At 71.9% G+C, this 14093-nt stretch carries 11 protein-coding genes; 3 read left to right on the top strand and 8 right to left on the bottom strand.

Annotated features, from left to right (window positions below):
- Positions 1–55: 55 nt before the first annotated feature.
- From ACFUJR_RS24325 to ACFUJR_RS24290, 8 genes are all read right to left on the bottom strand, one after another.
- Positions 56–628 carry a dihydrofolate reductase family protein gene (locus tag ACFUJR_RS24325; protein ID WP_383181050.1) on the bottom strand — a complete coding sequence of 191 codons (573 nt, stop codon included), beginning with the start codon at positions 626–628 and terminating at the stop codon, positions 56–58.
- A gap of 156 nt (positions 629–784) precedes the next feature.
- Positions 785–1201, bottom strand: a complete 417-nt coding sequence (locus tag ACFUJR_RS24320) for a universal stress protein (RefSeq protein WP_383181053.1) — start codon at positions 1199–1201, stop codon at positions 785–787.
- A 1-nt stretch (position 1202) separates the two neighbouring features.
- Positions 1203–2717 (bottom strand): APC family permease, encoded by a 1515-nt coding sequence (locus ACFUJR_RS24315; protein WP_383181056.1) that lies wholly within the window; start codon positions 2715–2717, stop codon positions 1203–1205.
- A 65-nt stretch (positions 2718–2782) separates the two neighbouring features.
- On the bottom strand, positions 2783–3961 hold the full coding sequence (locus tag ACFUJR_RS24310; protein WP_383181059.1) for a PP2C family protein-serine/threonine phosphatase: 1179 nt from the start codon (positions 3959–3961) through the stop codon (positions 2783–2785).
- A 6-nt stretch (positions 3962–3967) separates the two neighbouring features.
- Positions 3968–4624, bottom strand: coding sequence for a hypothetical protein (locus ACFUJR_RS24305; protein ID WP_383181062.1), 657 nt, complete (start codon positions 4622–4624; stop codon positions 3968–3970).
- 295 nt (positions 4625–4919) lie between these two features.
- Positions 4920–6662: a carboxylesterase/lipase family protein gene (locus tag ACFUJR_RS24300; RefSeq protein ID WP_383173876.1), complete on the bottom strand. Its 1743-nt coding sequence runs from the start codon at positions 6660–6662 to the stop codon at positions 4920–4922.
- A gap of 33 nt (positions 6663–6695) precedes the next feature.
- Entirely contained in the window at positions 6696–7616 is a 921-nt protein-coding gene (gene surE / locus ACFUJR_RS24295; protein ID WP_383173873.1) for a 5'/3'-nucleotidase SurE, read from the bottom strand.
- Positions 7617–7958: 342 nt separating this feature from the next.
- Positions 7959–9239, bottom strand: a complete 1281-nt coding sequence (locus tag ACFUJR_RS24290; protein ID WP_383173870.1) for an MFS transporter — start codon at positions 9237–9239, stop codon at positions 7959–7961.
- A 666-nt stretch (positions 9240–9905) separates the two neighbouring features.
- Here ACFUJR_RS24290 and ACFUJR_RS24285 point away from each other — a divergent pair.
- From ACFUJR_RS24285 to ACFUJR_RS24275, 3 genes are all read left to right on the top strand, one after another.
- Positions 9906–10622: a phosphatase PAP2 family protein gene (locus tag ACFUJR_RS24285; protein WP_383173867.1), complete on the top strand. Its 717-nt coding sequence runs from the start codon at positions 9906–9908 to the stop codon at positions 10620–10622.
- Between the two features lie 114 nt (positions 10623–10736).
- On the top strand, positions 10737–12290 hold the full coding sequence (locus ACFUJR_RS24280) for a carboxylesterase/lipase family protein (RefSeq protein ID WP_383173864.1): 1554 nt from the start codon (positions 10737–10739) through the stop codon (positions 12288–12290).
- 160 nt (positions 12291–12450) lie between these two features.
- On the top strand, positions 12451–13458 hold the full coding sequence (locus tag ACFUJR_RS24275; RefSeq protein WP_383173860.1) for a LacI family DNA-binding transcriptional regulator: 1008 nt from the start codon (positions 12451–12453) through the stop codon (positions 13456–13458).
- Positions 13459–14093 lie beyond the last annotated feature (635 nt).

Here is a 14093-nt window from a genome sequence, read left to right as displayed (position 1 = left end):
GAAACCCCCCCCGATCGCCGTGCCCCGGTCCGGGCCGGGCCGTGCGCTCGTCGGGTCAGCGGACGACGTCGAACACGTTCTTCTGGATGCCGTTGGCGTACACCTCGTGCTCGACGAGCTTCAGCTTCTGGGCGTCCTTGTCCGTGGCGCTGAAGAGACGCTTGCCCGCGCCGAGCAGGAACGGGAAGACGAGCAGGTGGTAGCGGTCGATCAGGCCGGCGTCGGAAAGAGCCTGGTTGAGGGACGCGCTGCCGTGGATGATGATCGGGCCGCCCTCGGTCTCCTTGAGCGCGGCGACATCGTCGAGCGAGCGCAGGATCGTGGTCTCGCCCCAGTTCGTGACCAGGTCGTCCTCGGTGAGCGTGGTGGAGACGACGTACTTCGGCATCGCCTTGTAGTCGGCGAATTCCTCCATGTCGGGCCAGACCGCGCTGAAGGCCTCGTAGCTGGTCCGGCCCAGCATCATCGCCGAGGCCTCCTTCTGCTCACGGCCCTTGATCTCGTACGCCTCGGGCAGGAAGTCGATGTCCTTGAAGGTCCACCCGGAGTTGCGGTAGCCGGGCTCGCCGCCCGGGCCCTCGACGACGCCGTCGAGCGAGATGAAGGCGGTGCTGATCAGAGTACGCATGATGGGGTTCCTCGTTGTCTCGTCGGCTTCTCGGCGGGCTCGTTCGTCACCAGCCATGATCTCTGACTGTGGATCACGGCGGAACTCATCGGTCGTGTCCGTACGCGGTCGGCGCCGCGTACGCCTCACGTGCCCGCCGACTCCCCCGCGCGGCCCTCAGTTCTCCGGCGGGACGCAGAGCACGGGGACGGTCGACATGTGCAGAAGTCGGTGGGGCGTCGAGCCCAGGAGTGCGCCTCGCATGGGGCTCTCGCCCCAGCTGCCCACCACGATCACGCGTGCGCCGTGGCGTTTCGCCGCGTCGATCAGGGCAGGGGCGGGCTTGTCGTCGATCACCTCGACGGTGGTCGGGACGCCCGCGCGGTCGGCCTCCGTGACGGCGTGTTCCAGACCGGTCCGGCCCGCCTGACGGACGGCCTCGCGGTGGGACGCGGTCTCCTCGCCCGTGGGCCCGGGAGCCGCGGCGCCGTAGACGAGTACGAGACGCTCCTCGAAGGCGGCGGCCACCTCGATGGCGATGCGCAGGGCGCGGGCGGCGCCGGGGGATTCGTCGTAGCCCAGGACGACCGACATCTCAGGTCTCCTTGCCATGGGCATGGGCGTGGGCGTGGACCAGTTCGGGGTCCGCCACGCCGGGGCGCTCCCGCCAGTACGCGGGGGACCGCAGACGCCATACGAGCATGATGACCACACCGGTGACGGCGATACCGATACCGATGACGAGCGGTGGCCCGAGGCCGAGCCACGAGGTGCCGCTGTAGGAGTTCGCAGGGTCCGCCATGTCCATCACGGACTTCACGAGGAGCCAGGTCAGCAGCCCGGCACCGACCAGGGGCCCCAGGCCGATGAGCAGGAGGTTGTGGACGCTCTCGAAGAGATGGCGGCGGTAGTAGACCGCGCAGGCCAGCCCTGTCAGCGCGTAGTAGAAGGCGATGAGCAGCGACAGCGCGGTGAGCGAGTCGAAGAGCGCGTTCTCGCTGATCCGGCTCACCACGAGGTACCAGGCGATGGCGATGGCGGCGACCCACCACGTACTGACGTCAGGGGTGCGGAAGCGCGGGCTGATGTGACGGAAGTGGGCGGGCAGCGCCTGTCGGCGGGCCATGGAGAGCGCGGTGCGCGAGGCCGGGATGATCGTCGTCTGGGTGGAGGCGATGGCGGAGGTGGAGACGGCGAGAAGCAGGATCCAGTCCCAGCCGCCCATGACATCCCCGGCGAGCTGGGCGAAGATGAACTCCTCCTCGCCGGCGTTCTCTGCCAGGAAGGTCGGACCGGCGTAGGCCACGACCGCGAAGCCCACGGACACGTACGTCACGAGCAGGATCACGGTCGACCAGAGTCCGGCCTTGCCCGGGGCGGTCGCGGAGTGCTCGACCTCTTCGGTGAGGTTGACCGCCGATTCCCAGCCCCAGTAGATGAAGACGCCCAGGAGAAGCCCCCCGCTCAGCGCGGCGCCGCCGGCGCCGAACGGATTCAGCCAGCTGAACTGGGGATCGATCGAAGGGTACTTGCTCGTGCCGGCGTACACGCTGTACAGCGCCACGACCACGAAGATCAGCAGGCAGACGACCTGGGCCAGGATGAGGACGTTCTGCAGCTTGGCCGACAGTTCGGTGCCGATGACGCACACGGCCGTCATCACCAGGATCAGCAGCACGGTGAGCAGTTGGCGGACGAAGGTGTTGTCCACCCAGCTGTCGAGTCCGAAGGAGAGCAGGGCGAAGCTCACGGCCACGTCGGCGAGCGAGCCGACGACCAGGACTCCGGTCATCGCGATGGCCCAGCCGCCCAGCCAGCCGGCCCAGGGGCCCATGGCGCGCGTGACCCAGGAGAAGGTCGTACCACAGTCCTGGTCGACCTTGTTCAGGTAGTAGAAGGCCGATGCGATGAGCAGCATCGGCACGAAGGACGCGAACATCACGCCTGGGGCGTAGATACCGACCAGGGCGACGATCGGGCCGATGACGGCCGCGAGCGAGTACGCGGGTGAGGTGGAGTTGAGCCCGATGACGAGCGCGTCGACGAAGCCGATCGCGTTGGCCTTCAGGCCCACGGGGCGCCCGGCGGGCGCGGCGTCCTCAGCTGCCATGTTCCCTCGCTCCCGTCGAGCCGGACAGAACAGCGAGCCCTACGCCTACGTCGTAGGAAGGTCGTCTACATCGTAGGGAGGGTCGTCCGCCCCTGCATGCGCAGGATCGGCCGGCGGGGCCGGGCCCCGGTGACCGCCGGCGCCTGCCCCAGGGCGCCCGGTACCGCGCGGGCAGGTCGAGGAAGAGCCCGGGTGTTGAGCCGTCCGGGGACCAGCAGCACCTCTCGTGTGCGACGTGGACGCACGCACTCCGCCAGCCTCTCGACGAGCTGGGGTGGGTCCAGCGTGGCCGAGGCCGCCACGGCACGCTCCAGACGGTCGATCCCGACGCTCACGTCCTCGTCCCGGCGCTCGACCATGCCGTCGGTGTACAGCACGAGCACATCGCCAGGACGCAGCGGGATCGACGAGGTCTCGTACGCGTACCCCGGCAGCGCTCCGAGGAGCGGGCCGCGGTGGTCGGCCACGAGCGGCTCGACGCCGCCGTCGTGCAGGAGCAACGGCGCGGGGTGGCCGGCGTCGGCCCAGCGCAGGGTCTTGTCGTGGTCGATGTGACCGGCCACGACCGTGGCCGTCTGCCCGGAGGGATCGCTGCACACCAGCTCGTTCAGCCAGGTCGTGATCTCCCCGGCGGACGAGCCGGTCTGCACCGGGCCCGCCAGGGCGTGCCGCTGCTGCGCCATGCGTGCCACGGCTTCCAGGCCGTGCCACGAGGCGTCGCCGATCGCGACGAGCACCCGGCCGTCCGGCAGCAGCCGGCACTTGTACCAGTCACCGCCCACCGCCGCGTCGGGCTCCGCCGGCCGGTAGGAGGCCGCCACCGTCAGCCCGACCGCCGCCAGTGCCTCCGGGAGGGTGGGGAGAATCGCCTCGCGCAGCGCGTCCGCGACCCTTCGCTCCGCCTCCGTCCGGCGCCGCAGCCAGTCCGACTCCCGTTCCGTCTCGGCCAGTCGCCGCCGGCTGCGGATCTGCGGGGTGAGGTCGCGCGCCACGAGATTGACGGCCCACGGTCTGCCGTCGGTACCGGCGACCGGCCGCCCCGGAAGGTCGAGCGTGCGGAGCTCGCCGAGCACGAGGAAGCGGATCCGCGTCCAGGCGGGCTCTTCGCCCGCGAGCACAGAGGTGAGGAATTCGGAGAACGCCGTCAGGTCGTCCGGCAGCAGCGCGTCGCACAGCTGTTCCAGCGACCACGGCATGCGCACCTCCGCGTGGAAGATCCGGCTGAGCCCCTCCGACCAGGTCACCTTCCCCTAGGGCAGATCCCAGTTGCCCCATCCCAGCGATGCCAGGTACTGCGCGTCGATGGTCAGCAGTTCCGCCTGGCTCTGCACGGGGCGCCAGGTGGCGAGGACCTGCTCGCCGCAGCGGGCCGCGGAGTAGAGCAGCGGAGTCCGGTGGATCCGGCCGAGGCGCTCCTCCGTGTAGTCGACCACCCGCCCGTCCAGGGGCCTGCCGGTGTCCACCACGTCCGCGAGGGCGGTCAGCAGGCCCGAGTGGGCCGCGCCGGGGCGCGCCTCCAGGAACCGCTGTCCGACAAGATGGTCCGGGGGCTCCAGCCAGTCCGCCGACCGTACGCGGTTTCCTGCCACGATCCGGAAGTCCAGGGCGCTGTCCGCCCCGTCCCACACGGGTTCGAGCAGCACGGCCGACGCGGGGATCGCCGGGAGCACGGTGCAGACTCCGCTGTCGCCGGGCTCATGCGTACTGCACAGACACCGTGGGGCGCCGTCCGCGCCGACGTGGGGTGGCAACAGAGCCAGGGACTGCACCGGCGACGCCAGCTCCCTGCCGGCCGGGCCGCGCAGCCGGCTCCCGGTGGTCCGGCGCACCCCCGCGCGCAGGGAGGAGATCTCCCGTTCGATCATGCTCTTGAGGGCATCGACGCTGTCGGGCAAGGGAAAACTCATCGTTCGCCTCCGCGAGCCAACTCATCGTTCGCCTCCGCGAGCCGCATGACGTGCCGCGTACCCCGAGTCCGGCGACCCGTCGCTCGTCTCCACCGGACGATCGACCATCGGCGACCGGGCCGGGAACAGGCCCCCTGGCCGCCCCGTCGGGGGATACCCGCGGGTCGCGCGTTCATGCGGCGCGCAGGAGTGCCGCTGCGCTGCGGCAGCCGCACCGGACACGCCGGGCGTCGCACGCTGTTCCCAGCGCGCGACGCCCGGCGTGTCCTACCGTTTCGTGCGTGGCGTGTCGTGACTACAGCGGCGGTGCGCTCGGGCGGGTCCGCCAGAAGGAGCACTGGTGGTCCGACTCGAACGACGAGTTCGGCCGCGTGGCTTCCGGGTTGAGCGTCAGCACCGTGACCGGCCCGGATCCGCGCCCGTTCGCGATCCCTTTCCCTTTCCCTTTCCCGTTTCCGGTTCCGGTGCCGGTGCCGTTTCCGGTGCCCGTGCCGGTGCCGGTGCCCGTGCCCGTGCCCGTGCCCGTGCCCGTGCCGGTGCCGGTGCTGGTCGTGAGCCAGGGGGTCTGGCCCGGGACGGTCGGCGCGCCGAAGCGGGCGAAGGCACCCCAGTAGCGTTTCATCCGTGTCGCGAGCGCCGTCTGGACCGGGGTCAGCGGCCGGTCGCCCGCCGTGAAGTCGTGCAGGTACGCCAACTCGGCGCTGTGCGCGTTCGACATGTCGAGCCCGGGAACCTGCGCACCCGCCAGGGTCGGGGAGTCGGGGTCGTCGAACTCGTAGGCGAAGGTGGGTACCTGCGAGGCGAACAGCCGCGTCGTCCACGCCGTGTGACAGGCGAAGGAGGAGTCGGTCATGACCGCCGACAGTGCCAGGTACGGCGAGCCGTACGCCGAGACCGGGTAGCGCGCGAGCACCTCCGGTCCCGCCGTCCCGTATCCCGCGAGGATCTGCGCCGTGTACTCCTCCTCCGTCGGTCGCGGCTGCGAGAGCGCCACGAACAGCCGCGACTCCGAGCGTGTGCTCCCGATGAGCACGGGCACCCTGTTCCAGTCCCCGGTTCCGATCGCCGCCGCCGGATCCACCGGAAGCAGTCCGTCACCCGAGGCGGGACCCGAGGTCGGCCGGGTGCCCGCAGCCTCCACGAGTGAGGCGACCGGGGCGGCGCGAAGGCACGCGGCCGGCCGAGCCGGATCGGTGCAGCCGACCGCCTCGGCGAACTCCCGGGCCTGCGCCGCGGCGCGCGCGCTGTCGGGCGTACGGATCAGTGTGCACGGGCCGCTCTGCAGCACGGCGCGGTGGAACAGGCCCGCGGCCGACGGTGCCGCGAGCAGCCCGCACACCGAACCGCTGCCCGCCGACTGCCCCGAGACGGTCACGTTGCCGGGGTTTCCGCCGAACGCGGCGATGTTCTGCCGCGTCCACCGCAGCGCCTCGATCTGGTCCAGCAGGCCGAACGAGCCGGAGCGCTGCGCGCTCTCCCCTACGAGTTGGGGCAGCGCCAGATAACCCAGCTGCCCCAGACGGTAGTTGATGCTGACCACGATGCTGTTCGTGAGGTCGGCCATCGTCCGGCCGCCGAACTGGGTGCCGGTGCCCTGGCTGTACGCGCCCCCGTGGATCCAGAGGATCACCGGCAGCCGGGACCCCGGCCCGGCTCCCCTGGGCCGGTACACGTCCAGGTAGAGGCAGTCCTCGCTGACGTCCGAGGGGTCCGCCAGGCCGAACGGCGAGAACTGCACACAGGCCGGAGCCTGACTGTCCGCCTCGCGCACGCCGCTCCAGCGGCGCGGCTCGCGGGGCGCACGCAGCCGCTCCTCCCCGACCGGGGGCGCGGCGTACGGGACGCCCAGGAACTCCTGCGCCTCGTCGTGGTTCTGGCCGCGCAGCTTGCCCTGCGCCACGGTGACCACGGGGAGCGGCCCCGCGTCCGGCCTGGGGGCCGCGGCGGTGGGGGCCGCCGATGTGAACAGCGCCAGCAGCGCCAGCGCCGTACCGAGCAGGGATCGTGCCGAAGGGGGCCGCTTTCCGGGCCGCTTCATCCGTCCTCCTGAATGGGCTGGTGGCAAGCGGTGTCAGGGCCGCAGGCCTGCGACCAGGGCGGAGGTGGTGGCGTGGTCGGCGGGGCCCGTGTTCCAGTTGCCGCTCATCGGACTGACGGCGATCCGGTTGCTGCTGACGGCCTCCAGGTCGCCTCCCTTCGCCGGTGAGCGCAGGTCCACCTTCACGTCGACCTTCCAGGTGCCGTCGCCGGAGTCGGTGAAGTCCGGTTCGAGGATCGTCTGCGCGTCCTGGAAGGTCGTTGACACCCCGGCGGCGGTGCCGCGGCCGTCGGCGCCGACGACGGGGTGGTTGACGTTCAGGCCGACTCCCTTGGGCAGCAGTGGTCCGGACCTCGCCCGCGCGCGCAGCCGGTCGATGAGCTTGACGGCGAAGTCGAGTGTCGGGCCCATCGCGTTGACGGTGGTGACCGGGTCGGGCACCGAAAGGCCGCCCGTGCTCAGCGCGATGGCGGGCACGCCCGACTCCAGCGCGGTGACGGCGCCGCCGACCGTGCCGGAGTGGGTCGCGAGCCCGGCCACGTTCGGCCCGAAGTTGGTACCGGACACCACCAGGTCGGGGGCGCGGCCCTCGAACACCTCGGAGAGGCCGAAGGCCACCGAGTCGCCCGGGGTTCCGTCAACGGCCCACACCTTCGGTTCGGGGTGCTTCACCGTGATGGTGGGGGCATTCGACATCTTCGTGCCGGTACCGCTCTGGTTGGTGAGCGGGGCGACGATGGTGACGTCGTGTCCGGCCGCGGTGAGCCGGTCGAACGCCTTGCGGATGCCGGGCGCGTTGTAGCCGTCGTCGTTGGTGAGCAGGATCCGCAGCGGAGCGGCGGGCCTCGCGGGTGCCGTGGTGGTCTGCGGCGAGGCGACGGCGGGGGCGGTGCCGGCCAGGGCCGCCGCGCACAGCATGAGCATGGCCGGAGGCAGAACTCGCTTGCGTCTCACAGAGGGCTCCTTGGTAGAGGAAACGGGGAGGTACCGGTGGTGGTGCGAGGCGAGGGTGGCGGTGCGAGCGGTGGTGCGGATGGCGCTGGTGGAGCTGGTGGTACGGATGGAGCTGGTGGGTCTGGCGGGTCTGGTGGAGCGAGGGTGGTGGTGCTGTACCGGCGGGCACGTGACCCTCGGCAGGTGCCCGCAGGAGCGGGGGCGGCCGGGACGCGCCGGCCCAGGACGCACCGGCGCGGGTCTCCTCGACCCGGGACGCACCGGCCCGGCCGCGTCGCCGCAGGGCCGGGCAGGGCCGCGGCCGGCGCGGACTGCGGCCGACACGGGCCGGCCCGGAGCGGGTCAGCGCACGCTGCGGATCGGGAGGATGGCGAGCGCGCCGATCAGCGAGAGGGCGCCGCCCGCCAGGAAGAGCGGGGTGTACCCGCCCAGGCCGGTGACGATGGCGGAGGCGACGAACGGGGCGATGATCTGCGGCCCGGCGTTCGCGATGTTGAGGACGCCCATGTCGCGGGCCGCGTCCTCCGCCCTGGGCAGTACCAGGGTGACGAGCGCGGTGTCGACAGCCATGAAGCAGCCGAAGGCGAGGCCGTTGAGGGCGCTGAACACGAGCATGCCGGTCCAGGTCGGGCTGACGACCGGCACCACCATGACCAGTCCGGCCAGCGCGGCCGACGCACCGACGAAGACCTTGCGACGGTTCCAGCGGTCCGACAGCAGGCCGCCGACGACGGTGGACAGCGCCACTGCGACCATCGACACCGGGGTGAGGATCGCCATCGCCGCGGGCGGATTGAGACCGGCGGGCAGCGCGACGTGGTCTCCCAGGATGTACAGCTGGTAGCCGACGACGGAGAAGTAGCCGAGCACCATGAGGGCGCGGCCGATGAAGGCCCAGCGGAAGTCGTGGTTCGCCAACGCGGAGAGGAAGGCGGCCAGTTGTGAGCCCTTCGGCGCCCTCGGCACCGGCTCGGCACGGGGAACGTCACGGCAGAAGACGGAGAGCAGCAGGGCGGCGACGGCGACGATCGCGCCGAAGACCAGGTATCCGGTACGAAGGTGGGTGACGGTCTGCGAGGCGACGAGGACGCCGGCGGTTCCGCCGATCGGCATGCCGAGTCCCACCAGCGCCGAGGCCGTACCGCGGCGGGCGGCTGGGACGCGGTCGGGGACGATCGCGGTGACCGCCGCCTGGTAGGTGTTCATCGTCGCCTGGACCAGACACCAGCCGATGCCGACGAGCAGCGCGGTGGAGACGCTGCCGAGGAGGGCCAGGGCGATCAGCGCGCCGACGGCGCCGCCGAGGATCCAGGGGTTGCGGCGGCCGCTGCGGTCGGAGAGTGCGCCCGCGATCGGGTTGAAGGCCGTCGCGAAGACGGCGCTGATGCCCCCGATCAGGCCCAGCACGGCGACCTTGTCGTCCGGTGCGATCGCGGCGATCTGGGTGGGCAGGAGAACGGAGCCGACTCCCATGTAGACCGCCATCATGGCGGAGTTGGCGACCAGCAGCAGGGGCATGAGCGCGCGCTGGCGCGGAGCTTCCGGTTCCGAGGTGGTGGCTGCGGCGGCACCGGCGCCGGGGGTGGGCGGATCGATCGGATCGGTGAGCTCGTTCGTGGCCATGACGACTCCTGGGAGGACGGAGTGGGGAGGTGGAGGTGTGCGGAACCGGCTGTCCTGCGGGAGCGGGGTGCGGTGTAGGGGCGGTCGGCGCACCGGTTCCAGGTAGGCGGGTAAGCGGGTGAGTCCGGGGTGAGGGACACCGCCTGAGCGGTCGCGCGGGGACCGCGGTGTCGCTGGAAGCCGCCGCCCGCGACTACGGCCGACACGATGCTGTTACACGTGTTACTCGCAGCGCTTGAAGACTGTGTAGCACCCATTTCCGGACTCGACTAGAGCCTGCGCGGGGTCGCTGCACGGATCGTGACCGAGAGGAGACGTGCACGTCGAGCACGTGTAACCACCATGTCGACCGCCCTGACCAGGGAGATCGCGCCTCACACCCCTCTTGCCCTTGTGGCGACGGTCACGCATCCGCAATACTCCGTGCCCGGCACCGGCACCACCGCGCCGCCCCCACCGCGACGGCCCCACGGCGACGGCCCCACGGCGCCGGCACTCGAGCCGACCCGTACCACCGCCGGCGCCGCCGCGCGCCACATGCCCTTCGGTTCACCACCGCGCGCCGCATGCCCTTCGGTTCACCACCACGCCTCCCCGCCCCGCACCCCCGCGACCGCCTTCCCGCGTGCCCCCACCGCCCGGGTGAACGACCGTGAAAGGCCCGCCATGTCGCGTCCGTCCGACGCCCCTCCCCCCAGCACCCCGCGCGTCCTCCCCGTCCATCACCTCCCGTCGGCTCCGCCACGCCACGCGCTCGCCGTCGGCATCGCGCTGCTCGCCGCATCACTGCTGTTCGGGCTGATGCTCCTGACCGGCGACCGCCCGTTCGTCCAGGAGCTCGACGATCGCTGGGCGGCCGCCACGAACGGCTCATATGCCGACGCGGCCACCGATCTCGCCACCGTCCTCGACCGGCTCGGCGGCCCGATCGGCGTGACCCTCCCGCTCATCGTGAGCGCCTGCCTCTGCGTATACGGTCGCTGGCGCTCGGCCCTCTTCGTCTGCGCGGCCGCCGTCGTCTCCAGCGTCGTCGTGGTGCTACCCCTCAAGCACCTGGTCGACCGCCCGCGACCACCTCACCCCTGGGTCCTCGTCAACGACGGATCGTTCCCCTCCGGCCAGGTCTTCAGCGCCGCGACACTGACGGTCGCGGCCGCGATCGTGCTGTTCCCACCGCGTGCGCGACGCTGGTGGTGGTTCGTCGGTGCCGCCTACGTCGTCGCCATGATGTGGAGCCGCACCTGGCTCCACGCCCAGTGGCTCAGCGACACCCTGGTCGGCGCAGTGGCCGGAACCGGAACCTGCCTGGTGCTGTGGCGGGTCTTCGCGCCCCTGCTGAGAACGGAGGCCGAGCGAACGGCCGACAACAGCCTCTGGCTGTGACGGGGCGACCCCCGGCCGACGCGATATAGAGAACAATTGACGGTCGTCTAGTTTCCGCAATACATTCGAACGGGTCGGCGCGTGCTCCGCGCGCGATCCAGGAAGGACTGGCTCATGGCTCTCACCCCGGACCCGGATCGGACGCTGGTCGAACTCCCCGCAGGGCGCCTGCGCGGCGCGGTCGAAGGCGGGATCACCGTGTTCCGCGCCGTGCCCTACGCCGCTCCCCCGGTCGGCGACCTGCGCTGGCGCCCCGCCCAGCCGCACCCGGGCTGGAACGGCACCCGGGACGCGACCGCCGACGGTCCCAGCGCGCCACAGCCCTACACGGAGGGCGGGGACCCGGTGCTCGGCGGTCATGGATCGCCGCCCTTCGACGAGGACTGCCTCACTCTCAACATCTGGACCCCGGCGGTCGACGAGGCCCGACGGCCCGTGCTCGTGTGGATCCACGGAGGCGGCTTCGTCTCGGGTTCGGGATCGCTGCCGAACTACTCCGGCGATACCTTCGCCCGGGACGGCGACCTCGTCACGGTGTGCGTCAACTACCGCATCGGGCCGTTGGGTTATCTGTACACCGGACCCGAGGAGGGCAATCCCTCGGGCGCCGGCAACCCCTGGCTCAGCGACCAGCTGGCCGCCCTCCGCTGGATCGCGGCACATATCGCCTCCTTCGGCGGGGACCCGGAGAACATCACCGTCGCAGGGCAGTCGGGCGGTGCCCTGTCCACCGCCGCTCTCGCCGGACTCCCCGAGGCACAGGGGATGATCAGGCGCGTGATCCTGCAGAGCCCGCCCTTCGGCCTCGACCTCCCCGGCCCGGACGCATACGCGGAGCGCACCGCCGCCTTCCTGGAGCTGGCGGGCGTCAAGACGGTCGCCGAGCTGCGGGAACTGCCCTGGCAGGCGCTGATGGGCGCGACCGCAGGTCTCTTCGCCCACACGACACGCTGGGGTTACTGGCCGACCCCGTTCCTGCCCGTCATCGACGGAGTCACCCTGACACGCCATCCGGTGGAGGCCCTGCTGCACGGCGCGGCGACCGACATCGACGTGATGATCGGCTGGACCCGGGACGAGGCCAACTTCGACTTCGCCCTCGACCCCGGGTACGCCGCCGCCGACCGGGAGCGGGTGACCGCCCGGATCGCCGAGACGTTCGGGGCGGACGCCGCGCCGGAGGTGTACACGGCGTACGAGCGGGCCCGCCCCGGAGCGCGGCCCGCCGACGTGCTGATGGACCTGATCACGGACGAACTCTTCCGCGTGCCCGCCGCAGAACTGGCAGAGGCCAGGGCGGAGGCCGGGCGGCCGGTCCGGGCGTACCAGTTCGACCTCCCCACGCCCGCGTACGACGGCCTCCTCGGCGCCGCCCACTGTCTGGAACTCCCCTTCGTCTTCGCCAACTTCGACCGTTGGGCGCACGCGCCGTTCCTGGCCGGGCTCGATCCCGCGGCTCGCGACGGCCTGGCGCACACCATGCACCGGGCGTGGATCGCCTTCGCACGCACGGGCGACCCCGACCACGCGGAGATGCCGGCGTGGGACCCGTACGAGACGGGGACGCGCACCACGATGCGCTTCGACTCGACGGTGACCGCCGTCGACGACCTCGCCGGTGACGCGCGTCGCCTGCACGGAGCCGTCACGCGGGGCCCGCTGTCGTGACCGGTGGGCCACTCTCGTGACCGGTGGGCCACTGCCCTGACCGGTGGGCCACGCGATTGTCGCGCGGCCCACCGCGTCCGTGATCTAACTCGTGTAACCTTGGAGACCAGGAAGGCAACCGCGCAGACACGAACCCCCGCAAGGAGCGTCACGGGACGTCATGGCAGAAGAAACCCCCGTCCCCGCCTCGATCACGAGCGCCGACGTGGCACGCCTTGCGGGCGTGTCGCGCGCCACCGTCTCCTTCGTACTGAACAACACCCCGGGTCACCGCGTCAGCGAGAACACACGCGCCCGCGTCCTCGACGCGGCAGACCGGCTCGGATACGTCCCGCACGCCGCCGCCCGGTCCCTGCGCGCGGGACGCAGCAACCTCGTCCTGATGCCCGCGTCGATCTCCGCGATCGGCCGGCTCGTGAGCGACTGGGTCGACGACCTGCACAGCGAGCTCGACCGGCACGGCTATACGGCCGTCCTCCACGCGGGCCGTTTCGCCGACCCCGTCGACGCCGCCCGGGCCTGGGCCGAACTGCGCCCGGCGGCGGTGGTCGCCCTCGACGGCGACCGACTCACGCGGGAGGCCGCCGAGTTGCTGCGTCGCGCCGGAGTACGCGGGGTGCTGGCCTTCGCCTCCCACCCCGTACCCGGCGTCCACACCATCGGCTTCGACCACGCCCACATCGGCGCCGTCGCCGCCGAGCACCTCATCGCCCGCGGCCGGACCCGGATCGGCGTCGTCATGCCCCAGGAGCGGGGCCTCGGCGTGCTCGCCGCACCCCGTCTGGCGGGAGCCGAATCGGTGGCCGCCCGGCACATGGCCACGGTCACCCCGCTGGAGCTCGCCTACACCCGGGAGTCGGCGACCGCGCTCGCCCGGCGCTGGGCGAGCCTGGAACTCGACTCCGTCTTCGCCTACAACGACGAGTACGCCGCGCTGCTCCTGCACGCGCTCCAGGCCGAGGGGATCGCCGTCCCGGACGACGTGGCGATCGTCGGCTCCGACGACCTCGTCCTGTCCGCGCTCCAGCAGCCCGCGCTCACGACGGTCCGCCTGGAACTGGCCACGCCCGCGCAGGTCGCGGACGCCCTGCACGAGCTGATCGAGACCGGGTCGACCGCACCCCTCCCGGCCATAGAGGCCGTACTCGTCCACCGTCAGACGTCCTGACCCTCCCCGTCCGCGGTCGCAGGGCATCTTCCGTCGGAGACGGCCCGGGGAACGAGCCGCAGTCGCGCCCTGTCGAAAACGCGACGCCGCTCCGATCCGGGCCGGCCGCGTCTCGGGCACCGACGACGTCGGACGCAGGGGCCCGGCGCCCGCGACGGCCGGACGCACAGGCCCGGCGCCCGCGACGGCGGGGCGCGCCGGCCCGGCGTCACCGAACTGCGCGTGCCGGAACGGCGCGACGCCGGACCGCCCACGGTCAGACGCGTGCCGTCGGACCACCCACCGCCGGGACGGCGCGACGCCGGACCACGCGCCCTCGGACCACGTGTCGTCGAACCACGCCACACCGAAACGCGCGACACCGGACCACTCCACACCGAAACGCCCGTCGCCGGACCACGCACCGTCGAACCACGCGCTACCGGAACGCCCCTCGCCGGACCCCGTAGCGTCGGAACGCGTGCCGTCGGACCGCGCCGGGCGAACCGTATGCGCTCGGGCTGCGCGTGCTTCGGTCGACCTGACCGACCGAAGCACGCGTGAGGCGGAGGCGGTTACGGAGCCGCAGAGGAGGGGTCCCCAAACCTTTCGGGCGCCCCCCCGGGGGTACGGGAGGATTCCCCGGAGAAAGCGGG

Source organism: Streptomyces sp. NPDC057271 (assembly GCF_042668715.1).
Classification (GTDB): Bacteria; Actinomycetota; Actinomycetes; order Streptomycetales; family Streptomycetaceae; genus Streptomyces.
This window is presented reverse-complemented; position numbering and strand designations above follow the sequence as displayed.